Genomic DNA, 19642 nt, shown 5'->3' with positions numbered 1-19642 from the left:
TCGCTGGCGTCCCATATAGGGGCCATGTCCCAGCTTCACATGACCCGCGTCGCCGTTGGCTGTCCCGATTATCCGGCGCTTGCCGCGCGGATTGCGGCGCGGACCGAGGGCGGCGAAATCCGCTTTACGACGCGGTTCAAGCCGAAGCGCGCCGACGAGCTGATCGGTGGCAAGCTGCACTTCATCGTCCGCCACACGCTGGTCGGCCGGGTCGAGATATTGCGCTTCGCGGATCGCGACGACGGGCGGATCGATATCGTCTGCAAGGGTCTGCTCGAGCGCATCCATCCGCAGCCGAAGCGCGCGCATCAGGGTTGGCGCTATTTGACCGATGCCGATGCCCCGCAAGCTGTCGCCGACGGCGACGGGATCGGCGACCTGCCGCCCGAACTTTACCGCGAGCTGGCGGAATTGAGTCTGATCTAAAGCGCCGCGCGGAAGCTGTTCGCGCGCGCCATCGCCCAATAGCGGGCGCTCGACACCGAAGCGGGATCGCCCAGCAGCACCCCGCGATCGTAGAATTTATAGATTCGATCGATCGAATCCGAGCGCGACGAATTGAGCCGTTCGTGCAGGTGATGCGGCTGGATCGCCCACGGATTGTCGAGCCCCATCGCGCAGCTGATATCCCACAGCGCCGACACCGTGGCGGCCTGGAAGCGGCGTACGCGTTCGGCCTTGTCCTCGACCACCAACCCGCGCTGGCGGCCGGGATCCTGCGTCGCGATCCCGGTCGGGCATTTGTCGGTGTGGCATTTGAGCGACTGGACGCAGCCGAGGGTGAACATGAAGGCGCGCGCGGCGTTCGACCAGTCGGCGCCGAGCGCGCAATTGGTCGCGAGCCCCGCGCCCGAATGCACCTTGCCCGACGCGGCGAGGCGAATCTCTTCCTTGAGCCCGCAGCCGACGAGCGCGTTGCGCACGAAGATCAGCCCTTCGCGAAGCGGCATGCCGACGCGGTTGGAAAATTCGATGGGTGCGGCGCCGGTGCCGCCCTCGGCGCCATCGACGACGATGTAATCGAGCCGGATTCCGGTTTCGATCATCGCCTTCATGACGGCATAGATTTCGTGCGGCTGGCCGACGCAAAGCTTGATGCCGACGGGCTTGCCGCCCGCCATATCGCGCAGCTTCGCGGCCCATTCGACCATCTCGATCGGGGTCGCGAAAGCCGAATGCGCGGCGGGGGAGATACAGTCATGCCCTTCGGGAACGCCGCGCGTCGCCGCGATCTCGGCGCTGACCTTGGGGCCGGGCAGCACCCCGCCATGCCCCGGTTTCGCACCCTGGCTGAGCTTGATTTCGATCATCCTGACCTGGTCGTTCTGCGCGCGGTCGCGAAAGCGTTCGGGGTCGAAGCGTCCGTCGGCGTCGCGGCAGCCGAAATAGCCGCTGCCGAGTTCCCACACGATGTCGCCGCCGTGCTTCGCATGATAGGGGCTGAAACCGCCCTCGCCGGTATCGTGGTAGAAATTCCCCAGCTTGGCGCCGAGATTGAGCGCCTCGATCGCATTGGCGCCGAGCGAGCCGAAGCTCATCGCCGAAATGTTGAGCAGCGCGGTGTCATAGGGCCGCGAACATTGCGCGCTGCCGACCTTGACCCGCTGCGTGCGGTCATGGTCGTGTGTCGGCGCGATGCTGTGGCTCATCCATTCATATTCGTCCGAATAGACGTCGAGTTCGGTGCCGAAGGGATGTGCATCGAGGTCGCCCTTGGCCCGCTGGTAGACGATATCGCGTTCGGTGCGCGCAAAGGGACGGCCTTCGAGCGGGCTTTCGACGATATAGGAATAGAGGAAGGGGCGCAGCGCCTCGAACAGCCAGCGGATGCGCGCGATCAGCGGATAGTTGCGGCGCAGGCTGTGCTTGGTCTGGATGGCGTCATAGAGGGTGAGAAGGAGGAGCGGCACCCAGATCAGCAGCGTCCAGCGCGCGGGCGCCCACCATGCCGCGGCGGCGGCGAGCGCGATCAGGATGGGAAAGGCGATCCAGCGGGCCATCCTCGATCAGCCCGCCTGTGCCGCGAGCATGTCGGCCATTTTTTCCCACACCTTGTTGATGGCCTTGAGCGGTCGGACCATCACCTTGAAATCTTTTATCTTTCCATCCTCGTCCCAGCGAATGATATCGACACCGTTGATCGCGATGCCGTCGAGTTCGGTGGCGAATTCCAGGCAAGCCTGGTCGCCGTCGACGATCTCGCGCAGATAGCGGAAATTGTTGCCGCCAAGCACATGGCTGGCTGCATGGAGATAGGCGAAGACCTTGTCACGGCCTTGCTGCGGGGTGTGAACGACGGGCGAATGGAACACCGCGTCCTCGGCGAGCAAGGCTTTCAGCGCCTCCGGATCGCCGCCGCCCGCCATATAGGCGTGCCAGGCGGCGATTCCGTCGGCGGCCGTCATGCCAACTGCTCGGCGAAGAAGGCGCGGGTGCGGCCGTCGGCGAGCTGCGCCGCCGCTTCGTTGCGGCGGTTGCCGTGGGTCGCGGCAAAGCCATGGTCGAGCCCGTCATAGTCATGGAGCGTGACCTTCGGGTTCGGGTCGAGGCCGTCGTGCATCTTCGCCTGCGCTTCGGGGCTGACGAAATGGTCGTTGGTCGGGATATGGAGCAGCAGCGGATGCGCGATCGCGTGGCTTTCGTTCAGCATCTGGTCGATCATCACACCATAATAGCCGACCGATGCGTCGATATCGGTGCGCGCCGCGGTCATATAGGCCAGTTTGCCGCCGAGGCAGAAGCCGACCGCGCCGACCTTGTTCGTGCCTTGCCCGCGCGCCCAGCGGATCACCGCCTCGATGTCCCTGACACCCTTGTCGGCGTCGAACTGGCCGAAATAGCCGAGCGCCTCGTTCATTTCGGCCTCGACGTCGGGGTCGAGCTCGATGCCGGGGGCAAAACGCCAGAAAATGTCGGGGGCGACCGCCAGATAGCCCTGCGCCGCCCAATCGTCGCATTTCTCGCGAATCCCCGCATTCACCCCGAAAATCTCGGGAATCACGATGATCGCGCGCGACGAATCGGCGTCGGGGCGCGCGACATAGGCGGGAATCGTGCCCTCGCTGTCGAGCGCGGCGATGGTCGTGTTCGTCGGGGAGGATGCGGACATGGGGGAAGCTCTCCTGTCTCTTGCTTCTTGACGGTGAAAGCGCGAAGCTAGCGGGCGACAGGGCGCGGCTCAAGCGCCGAAGGGGAAAGTCAGGCCATGAAGTTCCATATCGAGATCGATTGCACGCCCGAAGAGGCGCGGCGGCTGTTCGGGCTCCCCGACCTCGAACCGCTCCACGACATCTATCTGTCGCGGGTCAAGGAGCTGATGGCAAAGGGTATCACCCCCGACATGGTGCAGGCGATGGTCAAGAGCTGGGTGCCGATGGGTGAAGGAGGGCTGGGCCTCGTTCAGTCCTTGCTCGGCCAGTTCGGCGGCGGACTGATGGGCGGAGCGACGAAATCGTCGGACAAAACCGATGGCGACACGCCCGCCAAGGGACGCAAGAGCTGAACCAAACCATTGTAAGCGATACGATTTTCGCGCTGTCGAGCGGGATGCCGCCGGCGGCGATCGCGGTCGTGCGGGTCAGCGGGCCCGCGGCCGGTGCGGCGCTCGCGGCACTGGCGGGGCGGCTGCCCGCGCCGCGCCGCGCGTCGCTCGCCGACCTGACCGATGCGGCGGGCGCGCCGCTCGATCGCGCGCTGCTACTGTGGTTTCCGGGACCGGCGACCGCGACGGGCGAGGATCTGGCCGAACTGCATCTCCACGGCGGTCGCGCGGTGGTCGCGGCGGTCGAAGCGGCGCTCGCCGCGCTGCCGGGGTTGCGCCGCGCCGAGGCGGGCGAATTCACGCGGCGGGCCTTTCTCAACGGCCGGATCGACCTGGCCGAGGCCGAGGGACTCGCCGACCTGCTCGCGGCCGAGACCGAAAGCCAGCGCGTCCAGGCGCTCGGCATGGCGCGCGGCCATGTGTCGCGCGCGGTCGCCGACTGGCAGGCGCGCCTGCTCACGCTGATGGCGGGCGCCGAGGCCGAGCTTAATTTTGCCGACGAGGATGACGTCGAAGTTTACGAAGGTGCCGCGCAGCGACTGGTGGTGGGGATGGCGGATCTGGCCGCCGAGCTGGACGAATGGCTGGCGCGGCCGGCGGCGGAGGTGATTGCCGAGGGGCTGTCGGTGGTGATCGCGGGGCCGCCAAATGCAGGTAAATCTACACTTATCAATGCCTTGGCGCAGCGTGAGCTGGCGATCGTGTCGCCGGTCGCGGGGACGACGCGCGACGTGATCGAAACGCCGCTCGCGCTCGACGGGATTGCGATGCGCTTTTCGGATACGGCAGGCATTCGCGCGGAAAGTGCCGATGCCATCGAAGCGATCGGGATCGAGCGCGCGCGGGCGGCGGTCGAGGCCGCCGATCTTCTGCTCTGGCTCGGGCCGCCGACCGAGGCGCCCGCCGACCATCCGCGCGTCATGCTGATCGCGGCGCAGGCCGACCGTTGGCGCGGCGATGCCGCCGCCGAGGCCGAGGCGGCGCGCTGCGACCTGATCCTGTCGGCGGCGACGGGGGAGGGGATGGACCGGCTCCACAGCATGATCGTCGAGATGGCGCGCACCCTGTTGCCGCGCGAAGGCGAAGCCGCGCTCCGCCAGCGCCAGCGCGCCGCGCTGGCCGAGGCGCGCGACTGGCTGATGATCGATGCGCGGTCGCGCGAGGTCAGCGACCTCATTCTGCTCGCCGAACGGCTGCGACTCGCCGCGACCGCGCTCGACCGCATCACCGGGCGCGCGGGGGTCGAGGAAATGCTCGACACGCTGTTCGCGCGCTTCTGCATCGGCAAATGATGTTCCACGTGGAACAGGCGGCGATCCTGTAATCCAGGCGAGGCCCGCTACGCGCCGGTGGATTCCATGTTGGTGTTGGGCTAAAGGCGCCGCACCCATGCAGAAGAGCGCATATTTCGATGTCATCGTCGTCGGCGGTGGACATGCCGGGACCGAAGCCGCCGCGGCGGCGGCGCGGCTTGGCGCGCGCGTGGCGCTCGTCAGCTTCGATCCCGCGCTGATCGGGACGATGTCGTGCAATCCCGCGATCGGCGGGCTCGGCAAGGGCCATTTGATGCGCGAGGTCGATGCGCTCGACGGCTGGATGGCGCGCGCCGCCGATCGCGCCGCGATCCATTACCGGATGCTCAACGCATCGAAGGGCGCGGCGGTGCAGGGGCCGCGCATCCAGGCCGATCGCAAGCTCTATCGCGAAGCGATCCAGAAATTGCTCGCCGCCGAGGACGGGATCACCGTGGTCGCGGGCGAAGCGGCGGCGCTGATATTGTCGCCCGGCGGCGAGTGCGGCAATCGCGTCGGGGGGCTCGAACTCGGCGACGGCAGCCGTCTGTCGGCAAAGGCGGTGGTGCTCGCGACGGGGACCTTTCTCGGCGGGCGGCTGTTTCGCGGCGAGGAACGGATGGAGGGTGGGCGGATCGGCGAGGGCGCCGCGCATCGGCTCGCCGCCCAGCTTCGCGCCGCCGATCTGCCGATGGCGCGGCTCAAGACCGGCACGCCGCCGCGTCTCGACGGGCGGACGATCGATTGGGCACGGCTCGAAGAACAGCCGTCGGACAGCGGCGACTGGACCTGTTCCACGTGGAACAGCGCGCGAAGCGTTCCGCAGATTTTCTGCGCGATCACGCGCACCAACCCCGAAACCCACGCGATCATCGCCGCGAATCTCGACCGCTCGCCGCTGTTCACCGGAGCGATCGGCGCGGCGGGTCCGCGTTATTGCCCGTCGATCGAGGACAAGATCCATCGCTTCGCCGATCGCGACGGGCATCAGGTGTTTCTCGAGCCCGAGGGGCTCGACTCGCCGCTCGTCTATCCGAATGGCGTGTCGACCTCGCTCCCCGCCGATGTCCAGCTCGCGATGCTGCGCACGATCGAAGGGCTGGAGAAAGTCGAGATCGATGTTCCGGGCTATGCGGTCGAATATGACCATATCGACCCGCGCGCGCTCGACCGCAGTTTGCAGCTTCGCGCGATCGACGGGCTGTATTGCGCGGGCCAGATCAACGGCACGACGGGCTATGAGGAGGCCGCCGCGCAGGGGCTGGTCGCCGGGGCGAATGCGGCGCTCGCGGCGAGTGGCCGCGATCCGCTGATCCTCGACCGCTCCTTATCCTATATCGGGGTGATGATCGACGATCTGGTGTTGCAGGGGGTGACCGAGCCCTATCGCATGCTCACCGCGCGCGCCGAATATCGGCTGCGGCTGCGCGCCGACAATGCGGCGACGCGGCTGACCCCGAAGGGGATGGCGCTGGGGCTGGTGCGGCCTGCGACGGCGGCGCTGTTCGAGGCGCGGCAGGCCGAGCGGGCGCGCGCCGAAGCGCTGCTGGCGGCGCCGGTCCTGTCGTCGGATTATGCCGCGATCGATCTCGCGATCCCGGGCGACGGGGTGACACGCCAGCGGATCGACCTGCTGCGCTTCCCCGATGCCACGATGGCGTCGCTCAAGACCCTCGCGCCCGCGCTCGACGGCATCGACGAGGCGATCCTGTCCGAGCTGGCCGAGGATGCGCATTACGCGCCCTATATCGCACGGCAGGACGCCGAACTGCGCGCGCTTGCCGCGAACGAGGCGATCGCGCTCGATCCCGCGCTCGATTATGGCGCGATCGGCGGGCTGTCGCGCGAGATGGTCGAGCGGTTGGCGAAAGCCCGGCCCGAGACGTTGGGGCAGGCGGCGCGGATCGACGGGGTGACGCCGGCGGCGCTGACCGCGATCATGGTGCATGGGCGGCGGCGGGCGGCGTGATCGTGGCCGCGCATCAAGACCCGAAAGAGGATAGCCACCCCATGAAGCTTTGGCGTTTGAGCCGCGAGCCGCATGTCGCGCTGGACGGGGCCGGGGCGGAGAAATTCGGTGGTCGATATTCGTCGGCGGGACGCCCGGTCGTCAGTCTTGCCAGCGAAGCCGGACTCGCGGTTCTTGTCGCGCTGCGCTATCTCTTGCCCGACCGTCTCGATGCGGAAAGCGACCATCTGCTGGGCTGGACGTCGGTTGATGCGGTGCCGGAGCGCATAGCCGACGACCTGCCACGTCCGGCTATCATCGCGTGCGTCGATGAATGGCTCGACACGCGGCGATCGCTGCTGGCGGCCATTCGGTCGAAGGTTCTGCCCGAAGCCGATGTGATCCTGATGAACCCCCGACACCCCGAGGCTGAGCGAGTGCCGCCGCTCGTCACGCGGCCGTTCAGCTTCGCCGAATGCCTGCACCGGCCGCCGATGCTGGATGTCTATCGCTGTCGTTGATGGACCGGCCTTCGATGAAGCTCACACAAAGACACAAAGAGACCGGTTTCGGTCGCGGTTGTCGGTCGCGATATCGCGCGAAGCGCGATTTATATGAAAATGCCGCACTCCAATTCTCATCGACGATGAATCTATCACACGACATCTTCGTGTCTTTGTGTGAGACATTTGCTCCGCCTGCTGGCGAGGTGCCTTTCTTCGCGTCTTCGCGTAAACTCATCAAAATCTCACGCAAAGGCGCAAAAGCGCGAAGAATAAGAGAGATTCCGCTTCGCGGGTTGGGATGCGAATGAGGGACGAAATGATGGTGTTGGCGAGCGAGGAGCAGGCGCGGGACTGGATTGGGGACGCCTTCGCCCCGGCGGTTCGGCAATGGGGGCAGCTCGAACGCTTCGCGGCGATGCTGGTCGAGGAGAATGACCGGCAGAATCTGATCGCGGCTTCGACGATCCCGAGCCTGTGGGTGCGGCATATCGCGGATAGCGCTCAACTGCTGTGTCTCGACCGGGCGAGCGACGGGCTTTGGGTCGACCTGGGGAGCGGGCCGGGGTTGCCGGGGCTGGTGATCGCGATTCTGAGCGAGCGGCCGCTGCTGCTCGTCGAATCGCGCAAGCGGCGCTGCGATTTTCTCCGCGCGGTCACGGACACCCTCGATTTGCGCTATGTCGAAGTCGCCGAAGCGCCGCTCGAACGCATCGAAACGCGGCCGGCAGCGACGATCAGCGCGCGCGCCTTTGCGCCGCTCGACCGGCTGATCGCCTTGTCCACGCGTTTTTCCACCGAATCGACGCGCTGGCTGCTGCCAAAGGGGCGAAACGCGGTTAAGGAACTGGCATTGCTGCCGCAGCCATGGCAGAGAATGTTTCACGTGGAACAGAGCCGCACCGACGCGACAAGCCGGATCTTGGTCGGCGAAGGTCGAATCGGCGCAGAACAGCGAGGAAAGCGATGATCCGCATTGCCGTGGCGAACCAGAAGGGCGGGGTCGGCAAGACGACGACCGCGATCAATCTGGCGACCGCGCTCGCGGCGACCGGATGGCGGACGCTCCTCATCGATCTCGACCCGCAGGGCAATGCGTCGACCGGGCTCGGCATCACGCAGGCGCAGCGCGAATATTCGAGCTATGACCTGCTGCGCGCCGAGGCGACGGTCGCCGAATGCGCGGTGCCGACCGCGGTGCCGCGGCTCGATATCGTCCCCGCGACCGTCGATCTGTCGGGCGCCGAGATCGAGCTGATCGAGTTCGCCGATCGGCTGCACCGCCTGCAACAGGCGCTGTCGGGCGCCGAAGCGGGGCAGTGGGACATCTGCCTGATTGACTGCCCGCCGTCGCTCGGCATGTTGACGCTCAATGCGCTGATCGCCGCCGAATCGCTGCTCGTGCCGCTCCAGTGCGAATTTTTCGCGCTCGAAGGGCTCAGTCAGCTGCTCACCACGGTCGAGCGCGTGCGCGGGCGCTTCAACCCGCAATTGTTCATTCTCGGGGTCGCGCTCACCATGTTCGACCGCCGCAACCGGCTGACCGACCAGGTGTCGGACGATGTCCGCGAAGTGCTCGGCCCGGTGGTGTTCGAGACGGTGATTCCGCGCAACGTCCGCCTGTCCGAAGCGCCGAGCCACGGCTTGCCGGCGCTGATCTATGACCATCGTTGCGCCGGGTCGGCCGCCTATATCGCGCTTGCGCGCGAGCTGATCGACCGCCTTCCCGACATTCGCAAGGCCGCTTAAATGTCTGATAATGAAAAGGAAATGGACGCGCACACGCCGCGCAAGCGGCCCTCCGGCCTGGGGCGCGGGCTGAATGCGCTGTTCGGCGACGTCGCGGTCGAAGCGCCGGTCCTCGCCACGCCGGGGGCGGCGGCGAAGGCGGCGCCGATACCGGGCGATGCGGTCCAGCACATCGCGGTCGCCGCGATTCGTCCGCTGCCGAACCAGCCGCGCCGCCATTTCGACGAGGCCGCGATCGTGGAGCTTGCCGATTCGATCGGCGCGCGCGGGCTTTTGCAACCGATCATCATCCGCCATGCTCCCGATGGGCAGGGCTATCAGCTCGTTGCCGGTGAACGCCGCTGGCGCGCGGCGCAGCGCGCCGGGCTGCACCAGATTCCCGCGCTCGTCCGCGACCTCGACGATGCCGCGACCTATGAGATCGCGCTGGTCGAGAATATCCAGCGCCAGGATCTGAATGCGATCGAGGAAGCGGCCGCCTATCGCCGCCTGATCGACGATTTCGGTCACAGCCAGGACGCGCTGGCGAAGCTCGTCGGCAAGTCGCGCAGCCATGTCGCGAACCTGATGCGGCTGCTCGACCTGCCGCAGGGCGTGCAGGATCTGGTCGGCGACGGTTCGCTGTCGATGGGGCATGCGCGCGCGTTGATCGGCGCCGTCGATGGCGAAGATATGGCGCGGCGGATCGTCAAGGAAGGCCTGTCGGTGCGCGCGGTCGAAGCGCTGGTGCGCGCGGGCAAGGGCGGCGGACGCAAGGCGCCGCTCGAATATAAGAGCCTCGACGGCGGCCGCGACCCCGATATCGTCGCGGTCGAACGCCACCTCGCCGAACTGCTGGGGATTGGCGTCGCGATCCACTATGCCGGCGGCGGCAAGGGCGCGCTGACGCTCAAATTTGGGTCGCTCGACCAGCTCGACATGATCTGCCAGCGGCTGAGCGGCGAAGGGATTTAGGCTTGCGGCCGGCGCCGGGAGGACGAATCGAGCCGCGCGCACTTTTGCCTCGCGGCCCCTTAATCTGTCCCGCGGCGGGCCGTTAACAGGCCATAGGCGATCCCCACGATCCGTCCTGTCATGGCCCAAGGCCTTGTTTTCGCTCGCTTGCACTATGCAACGCGGGCATTTTCTCTATACGCTGTTAACCATGCTTGTGGGGCAAAAACTGAACGGGTGATCGGCTAAAGGGGTCGGCGAATGGGGTGGGATTTCCATTCGAATTTCGACTTGTTCAAGGGACCAAATCATATGCGCACCACTGGAATGAAGCGCGCCCTCACCGGCGCCGCGATTGCTGCCCTCGCGATGACCGCCTCGGCGGCGCACGCTACGTCGGCGACGGCGACGGCCAAGGCCAAGATCCTTGCGCCGCTGACCATCCTCAACACCAGCGACCTCGATTTCGGGACGATCGTCAGCGGCACCGCCGCCTCGACCGTCGCGGTTTCGACCGCCGGCGCCGCGACTTGCGGCAGCGGCCTGACCTGCATCGGCACGACCTCGGCCGCGGGCTTCAGCCTCGGCGGGACGAGCGGCGCCAATGTCGGCATCAGCGGTCCGGCGACGGTCACGCTGACCGCGGGCAGCAATAGCATGACCGCCGCGCTGACCTATTCGGTGCCGAACCTGATGCTTACCGCGACCGGTGGCAGCTTCACGGTCGGCGGCACGCTGAACGTCGGCGCCAACCAGGCGGCGGGCAATTATTCGGGGACGTTCAACGTCACCGCCAACTACCAATAATATTGGGTGGGGGGCCGGCGGGCCGCGCGCTCGCCGACCGGACAAAAGGGCTCCAGAGCACCAGGCTCCGGGGCCCTTTTTGTTGCGCGCGAACCCATCATGGTTAGCAAAATATCAACCATGATGGCGCAACAGGGACGCGACCAACCAAATGGGGCGACGACCGTCGTCCCCGAACGATTGTGGGGATCGTGTCTATGTTGCGCTTTTTCAAGGGCTTTTGCCTGTTCTCGGCGGCTGCGCTCGGCACCGCCGCGCCGCCTGCCTGTGCCGCGGGCGACCTGCTCGTCGCGCCGACGCGCGTCATCCTCGACGGATCGCGCGGCACCGAGGTGATCCTCAACAATATCGGCAGCGCGCCGGCGACCTATCGCATCAGCCTCGAGGTCAAGCGGATGACCCCGGACGGCGGGCTCGACGAGATCGACGAGGCGAACGCGACGCCGGCCGAGCGCGCGGCGCTCGACATGATCGCCTTCAGCCCGCGCCGCGTCACCCTGCCGCCGAACCAGCCGCAGGTGATCCGCGTCGGGGTGCGCATCCCCGAAGGGCTCGCGCCGGGCGAATATCGCGCGCATATGCTGTTTCGTGCGGTGCCCGACGCGGCGCCCGCCGTCGCGGCCGATCGTGCAAAGCCCCTCGCCAAACCCGCGCCGACCGGCGTCTCGATCGCGCTGACGCCGATCTATGGCATCACCATTCCGATCATCGTCCGTGTCGGCGATCTTGGCGCGAGCGCGACGATCGGCGACGCCCGGGTCGGTGCGACGAAGAATGGACCGGCGTTCGAGTTCGACCTGACGCGCAGCGGCGATCGATCGGTCTATGGCGACATCGAAGTGACGCGGCCGGGAATGGCCGAACCGCTGCTGCTCGCGCGCGGCATCGCGATCTATCCCGAAGTCGCCGCGCGCACGGTGTCGCTGCCGATCACGCCTGACCTCGCCGCGAAGCTCAAGGGGCCGGTGCATATCCGTTATAGCGAGGATCGCGACATCGGCGGCGGCACGATCGACGAGGCCGACCGGGTCGTGAAATAGGCGCGGGGCAGGGCGGCGCCCGCGGGCGGACCGATGATCCGCGCGACCCTTTGGCGATGGATGGCGGCGCTGGTCGCCGGGTGGACGCTTGCCGGACTGGCTTCCGGCGGCGCCCATGCCGCTGAAAAAACGCCAGTTTCGGCCGCGTCCGATGGCTGGACGCCGAGCGAGGATGATCGCTGGCTGTTCGATCTGCGTTCGGGCCCGTATCGGCTCGGCGGCGGGGTGCGGGGGTATCAGACCCCGCAGGGGCTCTGCGTCGACCTGGGCGACATGGTGCTCGCGCTCGATCTGGCGGTGCGCATCGATACGAAGTTGCGCCGCGCAACCGGCTGGGTGTTCGACGAGCGCCGCAGCCTGCTGATCGACCGCGATGCGGACGAGGTGCGCGTCGGCAGCCAGCGTTATGCGATCGGCGCGACCGCGATCCGTGACGAGCCGGCGGGCTGGTGCGTCGACCTGGACAGCCTGACCAAATGGCTCGGCGTGCCGATCGCCGCCGATCTGCCGAACGCGGTGTTGCGGATCGATACCGCGGAAAAACTGCCCTTTCAGCTTGCGGCGGAGCGGCGCTCGCGCGCGGCGGGGCTTCGTCCGCAGGCGACGTTCGACCTTGCGAGCCTGCCACAGGCGGCGCGCCCCTATCGGGCATGGGCGACTCCGTCGGTCGATGTCGTCGCCTCGGCGGGGGTGGTTTCGGACCGCAAGGGCGGGTCATACACCCAGGCGCGCTATGAGATTTTTGCCGCGGGGGAGGCGATCGGGCAAAGTTTCGACGCGCGGCTGTCGTCGAACGACAAGGGCGTTCCCGACAGCCTGCGGATGCGCCTCTATCGTACCGATCCCGAAGCGCGGCTGCTCGGCCCGCTCCACGCGACCCATTATGCGGTCGGCGACGTCAGCCTGCTGTCGACCGGACTGGTCGCGCAAGGCGCGCCGGGGCGCGGCGCGGTGATCACCAACCGCCCGGTCGAGCGCCCCGACAGCTTCGACAAGACGAGCTTTCGCGGCGACCTGCCCGCGGGCTGGGACGCCGAACTGTATCGCAACGGGCAATTGCTCGCCTTCGCGAGCCCGAACGGCGACGGACGCTATGAATTTCTCGACGTCCCGCTGCAATATGGCGCGAACCGGTTCGAGATCGTCCTGTATGGCCCGCAAGGTCAGGTCCGGCGCGAAATCAGGCAATTGCAGGTCGGCATCGACTCGATCCCGCCGCAACAGACCTGGTATTGGGCGGGTGTGGCGCAGGAAGACACTGACCTGATCGAGTTTGGTCGGCGTGGCGGCGCCTTCCGGCGCGGTTGGCGCGGCACCGCGGGCGTCGAGCGCGGGCTCGACACCCGCACGTCCGCCGCGCTTTATTTGCACAGTCTGATGATCGAGGATGTCCGGCGCAATTATGGCGAGGTGGCGGTGCGCCGCTCGATCGGCCCGTCGCTGCTCGAAGTGGCGGGAAGCTATGCCGATAACGGTTCCGCGGCGCTGCGTGCAAGCTGGCTCGCGGCGTTCGGCGAAACCAACGTCCGCGCCGATGCGATGCGCGGGTGGGGCGGCTTCGTCTCCGACCGGTTCGTCGGTGGTATCGACGGCCTCTATTCGCTCTCGATCGACCAGTCGGTCGCGCTCGGGCGGACGGTCGTGCCGCTGCATTTCGATCTCGCGAAGATCGACCGCGCTTCGGGGGTGTCGAACCTTCAGGCGTCGGGCCGCGCTTCGCTGAGCTTTCGCGCCTTGTCCTTTACCGGACAACTCGACTGGAGTCGGACGAGCGCGCCGGTCGGTCCCGGCCCGCCCGACGAGCTGACCGCGACTTTGCTCGCCAACGCCCGGATCGGCCCCGTCCGCCTGCGCGGCGAGGCGCGCTTTGCGCTGTCGGGGCAGGCGGCCGACACCCGCCTCGCCGTCGTCGGCGAATGGGCGGGGAAGGGCGATGCCGAATGGCGCGCCGAACTCGGCTATGACAAGGGGCTCGACCGCGGGCGTGCGGGCCTTGGTTATACGCGCCGTTTCAAGATGTTGCAGCTCAGCGGCTTTGGCGAGGTGGCGACCGACGGCTCGGTCGCGGCGTCGCTGTCGCTCGCCTTCAGCTTTGGACCGAAACCCGCCGGTGGCGGCTGGCGGCTATCGAGCGAGAAGCTCGGCGGCCGCGGCCAGGTGACCGCCGATGTCTTCATGGACGAGAATGGCGACGGCATCCGCCAACCGGGCGAGGCGGCGCTCGGCGGCGTGCCGCTGACCGCCGGCAACGCCCTTGTCGAAGCATCGACCGACAGCGACGGCCGCGCGTCGATCGACGGACTCGAACCCTTTCGCCCGGTGATGATCGGGATCGACGCGGGCAGCCTGCCCGATCCCTATATCCAGCCCGCGCTGCCCGGCGTCGTCGTCACCCCGCGTCCCGGGGTCGCGACGCACGTCCTGCTGCCGATGACCGCGGCGGGTGAAATCGAAGGCGTGATGATCCGCGACGGCGGCAATCCGATCGAGGGGCTCGCGCTCGAACTCGTCGATGCCGAAGGCCGCGTCCGCGCGACGACCCTGACCGAATTCGATGGATATTATCTTTTCGAAAGCGTGGCTTACGGGCGTTATACGGTTCGCCTGGCCAAGGCATCGGCCGCCGCCTTGCGCCTCGACCCGGCGCTTGCGATCGGCGCGGCGCCGGGAAAGGCGGCGCCGCGCGTCAAGCTCGGCACCGTGGCGCTGAAACCGATCGCGCGCGGGCTGGCGAAGAGCGCGGCGCCCGGCGCGGGCCATGGCGTCCGCGGCCCGTCGGCGGAGGAAGTCGGCGGGCCGTCGTGACTGCTTCCTAGCAGCGCCCGCCGCGGCCGATCTCACGGCCGATCAGCGCACCCGCCGCACCGCCGATGATCGTTCCGGGTGCGTGGTCGCCATAGCGATCGACTTCGCGCCCGAGGAGCGCGCCCGCCGCACCGCCGACGATCAGCCCGGTCGTCCCGCTGCCGCGACGGCAATAATAGCGGTCGCGGTAATGGCCGCGCCGATGGTCGCGTCGGTAATCCCGGCGATAGTCGCTGCGATAGTCGCGATAGCGATCATGGTCGCGGTGGCCGTAATAGGAGTGGCGGTGATGGCGGTCGCGCGCCTCGGCATCGGCGGGCAGCGCAGCGATGGCGCTCGCTCCGATCAGCGCGGAAAGTGCCAGTTTCTTCATCCAGATCATGGTGTTCATCCCATTGTCTTTGGTCCCGCGACCATATTAGGAAGCCAAAGCTGGCGTTTCGCTGAACCACCGCCTGATTTGGCCGCCGCGAGCACGGCTCGACCGCGTTCGGAGGCGTTTCGTCGCGTCGCCGCCGGGGCCTTTGGCGACGACCGTCACGGCGAACGGCCCGCGGCGCTCGATTCCCCCACCCGTGTTAATCAGTTCTTAGCCATGTTTGGGCACAGCGGCAGGCAAGCAAGGCTTTCCTGTGGGGGATTATATGACCGACGTCCAAATGCCGACCAGCCGTCCGACCAGCGCCGATGTCGCGATTGTCGGCGCCGGCCCGGCGGGGCTGACCGCCGCCTATCTGCTGACCCGGCAGGGGTATAAGGTGACGGTGATCGAGAAGGATCCCGTCTATGTCGGCGGCATCAGCCGCACCGTCGAACATGAAGGCTTCCGCTTCGATATCGGCGGGCATCGCTTTTTCTCGAAAAGCCAGGAAGTCGTCGACCTGTGGAACGAAATCCTCCCCGACGATTTCATCCAGCGCCCGCGGATGAGCCGCATCTATTATGAGGGCAAATTTTACTCCTATCCGCTGCGCGCGTTCGAGGCGCTGTGGAATCTCGGCATCGTCCGTTCGGCGCTGTGCATGGCGAGCTACGCCAAGGCGAAGCTGCTTCCCAATCGCACGGTGCGCAGTTTCGAGGACTGGACGATCAACCAGTTCGGGCAGAAGCTCTATTCGATCTTTTTCAAGACCTATACCGAAAAGGTGTGGGGCATGCCGTGCGACGAAATGTCGGCCGACTGGGCGGCGCAGCGCATCAAGGGGCTGAGCCTCGGCGCCGCGGTGCTCGACGGGCTGAAGCGCAGCCTCGGGCTCAATAAGGCGCCCAACGACGGCATGGCGACCAAGACCCTGCTCGAAACCTTTCGCTATCCGCGGCTTGGGCCGGGGATGATGTGGGAGGCGGCGGCGGACAAGGTCGTTCAGGGTGGCAACCATGTGCTGATGGGCCACAGCTTCAAACAGCTCACCCAGGATCAGGTCAGCGGCCGCTGGCGACTGACCGCAACCGGACCCGGTGGCGACATCGTGATCGACGCCGCGCATGTGATCAGTTCGGCGCCGATGCGCGAACTGGCGGCGCGTATCCATCCGCTGCCCGCCTGCGCGCTCACCGCCGCGCCCAAGCTCAATTATCGCGACTTCCTGACCGTCGCGCTCAAGATTCGCTCGGACGATCTGTTTCCCGACAATTGGATCTATATCCACGACAGCAAGGTGCAGGTCGGCCGGGTGCAGAATTTCCGGAGCTGGTCGCCCGAAATGGTGCCCGATCCGGCGATCGCCTGCGTCGGCCTCGAATATTTCTGCTTCGAGGGCGACGGGCTCTGGTCGTCGAGCGATGCCGACCTGATCGCGCTGGCGACGAAGGAAATGGCGATCCTCGGCCTTTGCAACGCCGATGATGTCGTCGGCGGCGCGGTGGTGCGGCAGGAAAAGGCCTATCCGGTCTATGACGATGATTATGCCGCGCATGTCGCGGTGATGCGCGAGGAACTCGAAGCGCGCTATCCGACGCTGCACATGGTCGGGCGCAACGGCATGCACCGCTATAACAACCAGGATCATGCGATGATGACCGCGATGCTGACGGTGCGCAACATCGTCGCCGGCGCGCGCGTCTATGACATCTGGGGCGTCAACGAGGACGCCGAATATCACGAAAGCGGCAGCGAGGGCGAACAGGCGGCGCTGGCGTCGGTTCGCGACGTTCCGGCGCGCGTTTCGAAGGCCGCCTGAGCCATGGCTTCGGGCGAAGATGCGATGACGACTCCCGTCACCCGGATGATCGGCCTGGTTCGCCGCGGCGAGGCGCGCTGGCTGAACTATCTGTTCGCCAGCGGGCTGGCGCTCGGCAGCGACGCCGGGCTGTTCCTGCTGCTGCTCGATGCCGGATTGCGACCGATGGCGGCGTCGGCGATCGGCTATTGTGCGGGTATCCTCGTCCACTGGCTGGTTTCGAGCCGGCTCGTCTTTGCCGACGGCACGGCGGCGCGCGGCACCGGTGAACGGCATCGGCAGAAATGGCTGTTCGTCGGGTCGGCGCTCGTCGGGCTGGCGCTCACGACCGCGATCGTCGGCGCCGGCACCGCACTCGGACTCGACCCGCGGCTGGCGAAGCTCGCGGCGATCGTCGTCAGTTTTCAGGCCACCTATCTGCTGCGCCGTCACATCGTCTTTCGGGCCGCCGTGGCATGACCGAAGCGGCGCGGCCCGCGCCCCCACTCGCGCCTCCGCTCCCGGCGCCGACCACTCCTGGCTTCAGCCCGTGGTTCACGCCGGTCCGGATCGCGCTGATCGTCTGGGCGGCGATGAGCCTGGTCGCGATCGTCGCGCGCTGGCACGCGATCGCGACGATCGAACTCAGCGACACCGACGATGCGATGCGGATGGCGCAGGTCCGCGACCTGCTCGCCGGGCAAGGCTGGTGGGATCTCACCCAATATCGCGTCAATCCGGCCGGCGGCGGCGTGCTGATGCACTGGTCGCGCATCGTCGATGCGCCGCTCGCGCTTGCAATCCTGCTGTTGAAGCCGCTGCTGGGCCAGGGGCTGGCCGAACAGGTCGTGATGACGCTGTGGCCGCCGCTGCTCGGCGCGGCGCTCAGCGTCGCGTGCGTGCGCGGCTATCGGCATTTGTCCGACCGGCGGATCTCCTATGTCGTGCCGCTCTACCTCGTCTCGGCCGCCTTCATCGTGATCCAGCTTCGCCCGCTCCGGGTCGATCATCACGGCTGGCAGATTTTCCTCGCGATGCTGATCATGGGGCAGGCGCTGCGGCCCGCGAGCGCGCGGGCGGGGCTGATCGGGGGGGTAAGCGCCGCGGCGCTGCTCGCCATCTCGATCGAGGGTCTGCCCATTGTCGCGCTGTTCGCGGCGCTCGCTGCGCTGCGCTGGGCGCTGCACGCGCGCGCCGACGACCGGGCCAGGCTCGCCGGATATATGGGCGGCCTTGCCGGCGGCGCGGCGCTCCTCCAATTCCTGACGCGCGGCCCCGCCGGGCTCGCGGGCCATTGGTGCGATGCGCTGTCGGCGCCCTATATCGCCGCCTTCGCCGCCGCCGCCGCGCTGGTGTTCGTGATCGTCCGCGTCGACCCGGCGCGCCGCTGGACCCGCTTCGCCGCGCTCGGCGGCGCGGGCGCGCTCGCCGCCGGGGCGCTGGTGGCGGTCGAGCCGCTGTGCGCCGCTGGCCCTTTCGCGACGCTCGACCCGATCGTCGTCCAATATTGGTATCGCAACGTCCTCGAAGGCCAGCCGGTGTGGGCCTCGTCGGCAACGACGGTGCTGTTCGTGATCGTCCCGTCGATCGTCGGGCTCGCCGGATCATTGCTCGCGTGGCGCGCCAGCGACAGCGCCGAGGATCGCAGGAATTGGGCGACCGTGACCGCCGCGCTGCTCGGCGCGGCGGTGCTGTCCTTGCTCGTGCTTCGCGCCGCGGGCACCGCGCAGCTTTTTGCGCTGCCGGGCTCAGCCTGGCTGGGGCTGCATATCTGGACCCGCGCGCGGTCGATCGCGGCCTTGCTGCCGCGCGTCGCGGTGTCGGCCGCGGCGGCGCTCACCCTGCCGCTGCTCGGCGGGCTGGCGGCGGCGGCGATCGCCGGCCTCGCCTTTCCGGCGGTCAAGGCCGCGCAGAATGAGAAAGAAAAAAGCGTTGCGGAGCAGACCTGTATCGATCCGGTGACGGTCGCCGCGCTCGACCGCCTGCCGCCGACGGTGATGCTGACCCCGATCGACCTCGGCGCGCCGCTGATCTTCTGGACCCACCATGCGGTGGTCGCGACGCCGCATCACCGCAACCGCGAGGCGATGGCCGATACGCTGCGCATCTTCATCGGCGATCCGGCAAAGGCCGAGGCGCTGGTGCGCAAGCAGAAGGCGACGCTGATCGTCTATTGCCCGACCGCCAATGATTTTTCGCAATATCGCCGCGTGAGCAAGGCGTCGCTGGCGGCGCACCTCTATGCCGGAACACCGCCCGGCTGGCTCGAACGCGTGCCGATGCCGGGCGATAGCGGGCTGGCGGTGTGGCGGGTCAGGCCCGCGCGCTGAGGCGTTTCGGTCAGGCGGGGGTGAAACGCAGCGCCGCGCCGTTCATGCAATAGCGCTTGCCGGTCGGTTTCGGCCCGTCGTCGAAGACATGGCCGAGGTGCCCGCCGCAGCGGCGGCAATGCACTTCGGTGCGGGCGACGCCGATCGCATGATCGGTCGAGGTTGCGACCGCGCCCTTCAGCGGCGCCCAGAAACTCGGCCAGCCGGTGCCGCTCTCGAACTTGGTCCGGCTCGAATAGAGCGGCAGCGCGCAGCCCGCGCAGGCGAAGATCCCGGCGCGATGCTCGTCGTTCAGCGGGTTGGTAAAGGCGCGCTCGGTCGCCGCCTGGCGCAGCACCTTATATTGCATCGGGGTCAGCCGCTTCTGCCATTCGGCGTCGGACAATCGCCAGCCGGGCTCTGCGAGCGGCCGCTTGCCGGGCTTGGCGAACAGCATCGGCGCGGCGATCAGCGCGCCGCCGAGCGCGAGTCCGGACAATATATAGCGGCGTTCGATCATGTCGGGCGTCCTCATGCCCCCTGTACGCAGCGAATC

The 19642-nt window shown here is 67.4% G+C and carries 19 protein-coding genes; 14 read left to right on the top strand and 5 right to left on the bottom strand.

The window, feature by feature from the left end:
- Positions 1–24: 24 nt before the first annotated feature.
- Positions 25–426 carry a DUF1489 family protein gene (locus CVO77_RS10930; RefSeq protein ID WP_105999080.1) on the top strand — a complete coding sequence of 134 codons (402 nt, stop codon included), beginning with the start codon at positions 25–27 and terminating at the stop codon, positions 424–426.
- On the opposite strand, the gene CVO77_RS10925 is transcribed toward CVO77_RS10930, so the two are convergent.
- Genes CVO77_RS10925 through CVO77_RS10915 form a run of 3 tightly spaced genes read right to left on the bottom strand, consistent with a single transcriptional unit; the run spans position 423 to position 3109 of the window.
- Positions 423–2000: an FMN-binding glutamate synthase family protein gene (locus CVO77_RS10925; protein WP_105999079.1), complete on the bottom strand. Its 1578-nt coding sequence runs from the start codon at positions 1998–2000 to the stop codon at positions 423–425. The two genes, CVO77_RS10930 and CVO77_RS10925, sit on opposite strands and share 4 nt — an antisense overlap.
- Positions 2001–2006: 6 nt before the next feature.
- Entirely contained in the window at positions 2007–2405 is a 399-nt protein-coding gene (locus tag CVO77_RS10920; RefSeq protein ID WP_105999078.1) for a nuclear transport factor 2 family protein, read from the bottom strand.
- Complete coding sequence (locus CVO77_RS10915; protein ID WP_105999077.1) at positions 2402–3109, bottom strand: dienelactone hydrolase family protein; 708 nt, start codon at positions 3107–3109, stop codon at positions 2402–2404. Before CVO77_RS10915 ends, CVO77_RS10920 begins: the two co-directional genes overlap by 4 nt.
- Before the next feature lie 96 nt (positions 3110–3205).
- Between CVO77_RS10915 and CVO77_RS10910 the strand changes: the two genes are divergently transcribed.
- From CVO77_RS10910 to CVO77_RS10865, 10 genes are all read left to right on the top strand, one after another.
- Positions 3206–3502, top strand: a complete 297-nt coding sequence (locus CVO77_RS10910) for a DUF6489 family protein (protein WP_105999076.1) — start codon at positions 3206–3208, stop codon at positions 3500–3502.
- A gap of 8 nt (positions 3503–3510) precedes the next feature.
- Positions 3511–4833, top strand: coding sequence for a tRNA uridine-5-carboxymethylaminomethyl(34) synthesis GTPase MnmE (gene mnmE / locus CVO77_RS10905; protein WP_105999075.1), 1323 nt, complete (start codon positions 3511–3513; stop codon positions 4831–4833).
- A 97-nt stretch (positions 4834–4930) separates the two neighbouring features.
- Positions 4931–6802, top strand: a complete 1872-nt coding sequence (mnmG, locus tag CVO77_RS10900) for a tRNA uridine-5-carboxymethylaminomethyl(34) synthesis enzyme MnmG (protein ID WP_105999074.1) — start codon at positions 4931–4933, stop codon at positions 6800–6802.
- Positions 6799–7302: an RES family NAD+ phosphorylase gene (locus CVO77_RS10895; RefSeq protein WP_146130854.1), complete on the top strand. Its 504-nt coding sequence runs from the start codon at positions 6799–6801 to the stop codon at positions 7300–7302. The genes mnmG and CVO77_RS10895 overlap by 4 nt, the downstream gene beginning before the upstream one ends.
- A gap of 301 nt (positions 7303–7603) precedes the next feature.
- Positions 7604–8254, top strand: a complete 651-nt coding sequence (rsmG, locus tag CVO77_RS10890; RefSeq protein ID WP_106000783.1) for a 16S rRNA (guanine(527)-N(7))-methyltransferase RsmG — start codon at positions 7604–7606, stop codon at positions 8252–8254.
- Positions 8251–9033, top strand: a complete 783-nt coding sequence (locus tag CVO77_RS10885; RefSeq protein WP_105999072.1) for a ParA family protein — start codon at positions 8251–8253, stop codon at positions 9031–9033. The genes rsmG and CVO77_RS10885 overlap by 4 nt, the downstream gene beginning before the upstream one ends.
- Positions 9034–9987, top strand: a complete 954-nt coding sequence (locus CVO77_RS10880) for a ParB/RepB/Spo0J family partition protein (RefSeq protein WP_105999071.1) — start codon at positions 9034–9036, stop codon at positions 9985–9987.
- A gap of 306 nt (positions 9988–10293) precedes the next feature.
- Complete coding sequence (locus CVO77_RS10875) at positions 10294–10773, top strand: DUF4402 domain-containing protein (RefSeq protein ID WP_242445903.1); 480 nt, start codon at positions 10294–10296, stop codon at positions 10771–10773.
- Between the two features lie 197 nt (positions 10774–10970).
- Positions 10971–11813 carry a fimbrial biogenesis chaperone gene (locus tag CVO77_RS10870; RefSeq protein WP_105999070.1) on the top strand — a complete coding sequence of 281 codons (843 nt, stop codon included), beginning with the start codon at positions 10971–10973 and terminating at the stop codon, positions 11811–11813.
- Positions 11814–11846: 33 nt separating this feature from the next.
- Positions 11847–14618 carry an MSCRAMM family protein gene (locus tag CVO77_RS10865; protein ID WP_242445902.1) on the top strand — a complete coding sequence of 924 codons (2772 nt, stop codon included), beginning with the start codon at positions 11847–11849 and terminating at the stop codon, positions 14616–14618.
- Between the two features lie 7 nt (positions 14619–14625).
- Here CVO77_RS10865 and CVO77_RS10860 read toward each other — a convergent pair whose 3' ends face one another.
- Complete coding sequence (locus tag CVO77_RS10860; RefSeq protein ID WP_242445901.1) at positions 14626–15009, bottom strand: glycine zipper 2TM domain-containing protein; 384 nt, start codon at positions 15007–15009, stop codon at positions 14626–14628.
- Positions 15010–15262: 253 nt separating this feature from the next.
- Here CVO77_RS10860 and CVO77_RS10855 point away from each other — a divergent pair, with 253 nt between their 5' ends.
- Genes CVO77_RS10855 through CVO77_RS10845 form a run of 3 tightly spaced genes read left to right on the top strand, consistent with a single transcriptional unit; the run spans position 15263 to position 19107 of the window.
- The gene (locus tag CVO77_RS10855; RefSeq protein WP_242445900.1) at positions 15263–16798 is read left to right on the top strand and encodes an NAD(P)/FAD-dependent oxidoreductase; all 1536 of its coding nucleotides are present in this window, start codon (positions 15263–15265) and stop codon (positions 16796–16798) included.
- A gap of 3 nt (positions 16799–16801) precedes the next feature.
- Complete coding sequence (locus CVO77_RS10850; protein WP_242445899.1) at positions 16802–17257, top strand: GtrA family protein; 456 nt, start codon at positions 16802–16804, stop codon at positions 17255–17257.
- Complete coding sequence (locus CVO77_RS10845; protein WP_105999069.1) at positions 17254–19107, top strand: hypothetical protein; 1854 nt, start codon at positions 17254–17256, stop codon at positions 19105–19107. The genes CVO77_RS10850 and CVO77_RS10845 overlap by 4 nt, the downstream gene beginning before the upstream one ends.
- 10 nt (positions 19108–19117) lie before the next feature.
- Here CVO77_RS10845 and msrB read toward each other — a convergent pair whose 3' ends face one another.
- Entirely contained in the window at positions 19118–19606 is a 489-nt protein-coding gene (gene msrB / locus CVO77_RS10840; protein WP_105999068.1) for a peptide-methionine (R)-S-oxide reductase MsrB, read from the bottom strand.
- Positions 19607–19642: the final 36 nt, after the last annotated feature.

Origin of the sequence: Sphingopyxis lindanitolerans (genome assembly GCF_002993885.1) — a bacterium.
Classification (GTDB): Bacteria; Pseudomonadota; Alphaproteobacteria; order Sphingomonadales; family Sphingomonadaceae; genus Sphingopyxis; species Sphingopyxis lindanitolerans.
The sequence above is the reverse complement of the archived record's forward strand: the minus strand, read 5'-3'. Positions and strand labels throughout refer to the sequence as shown.

Coding starts and splice junctions, on each gene's coding strand:
- CVO77_RS10930 (WP_105999080.1), top strand. CDS start 25: ATGTCCCAGCTTCACATGACCCGCGTCGCCGTTGGCTGTCCCGATTAT.
- CVO77_RS10925 (WP_105999079.1), bottom strand. CDS start 2,000: ATGGCCCGCTGGATCGCCTTTCCCATCCTGATCGCGCTCGCCGCCGCC.
- CVO77_RS10920 (WP_105999078.1), bottom strand. CDS start 2,405: ATGACGGCCGCCGACGGAATCGCCGCCTGGCACGCCTATATGGCGGGC.
- CVO77_RS10915 (WP_105999077.1), bottom strand. CDS start 3,109: ATGTCCGCATCCTCCCCGACGAACACGACCATCGCCGCGCTCGACAGC.
- CVO77_RS10910 (WP_105999076.1), top strand. CDS start 3,206: ATGAAGTTCCATATCGAGATCGATTGCACGCCCGAAGAGGCGCGGCGG.
- mnmG (WP_105999074.1), top strand. CDS start 4,931: ATGCAGAAGAGCGCATATTTCGATGTCATCGTCGTCGGCGGTGGACAT.
- rsmG (WP_106000783.1), top strand. CDS start 7,604: ATGATGGTGTTGGCGAGCGAGGAGCAGGCGCGGGACTGGATTGGGGAC.
- CVO77_RS10885 (WP_105999072.1), top strand. CDS start 8,251: ATGATCCGCATTGCCGTGGCGAACCAGAAGGGCGGGGTCGGCAAGACG.
- CVO77_RS10880 (WP_105999071.1), top strand. CDS start 9,034: ATGTCTGATAATGAAAAGGAAATGGACGCGCACACGCCGCGCAAGCGG.
- CVO77_RS10875 (WP_242445903.1), top strand. CDS start 10,294: ATGAAGCGCGCCCTCACCGGCGCCGCGATTGCTGCCCTCGCGATGACC.
- CVO77_RS10870 (WP_105999070.1), top strand. CDS start 10,971: ATGTTGCGCTTTTTCAAGGGCTTTTGCCTGTTCTCGGCGGCTGCGCTC.
- CVO77_RS10865 (WP_242445902.1), top strand. CDS start 11,847: ATGATCCGCGCGACCCTTTGGCGATGGATGGCGGCGCTGGTCGCCGGG.
- CVO77_RS10860 (WP_242445901.1), bottom strand. CDS start 15,009: ATGAACACCATGATCTGGATGAAGAAACTGGCACTTTCCGCGCTGATC.
- CVO77_RS10855 (WP_242445900.1), top strand. CDS start 15,263: ATGACCGACGTCCAAATGCCGACCAGCCGTCCGACCAGCGCCGATGTC.
- CVO77_RS10850 (WP_242445899.1), top strand. CDS start 16,802: ATGGCTTCGGGCGAAGATGCGATGACGACTCCCGTCACCCGGATGATC.
- CVO77_RS10845 (WP_105999069.1), top strand. CDS start 17,254: ATGACCGAAGCGGCGCGGCCCGCGCCCCCACTCGCGCCTCCGCTCCCG.
- msrB (WP_105999068.1), bottom strand. CDS start 19,606: ATGATCGAACGCCGCTATATATTGTCCGGACTCGCGCTCGGCGGCGCG.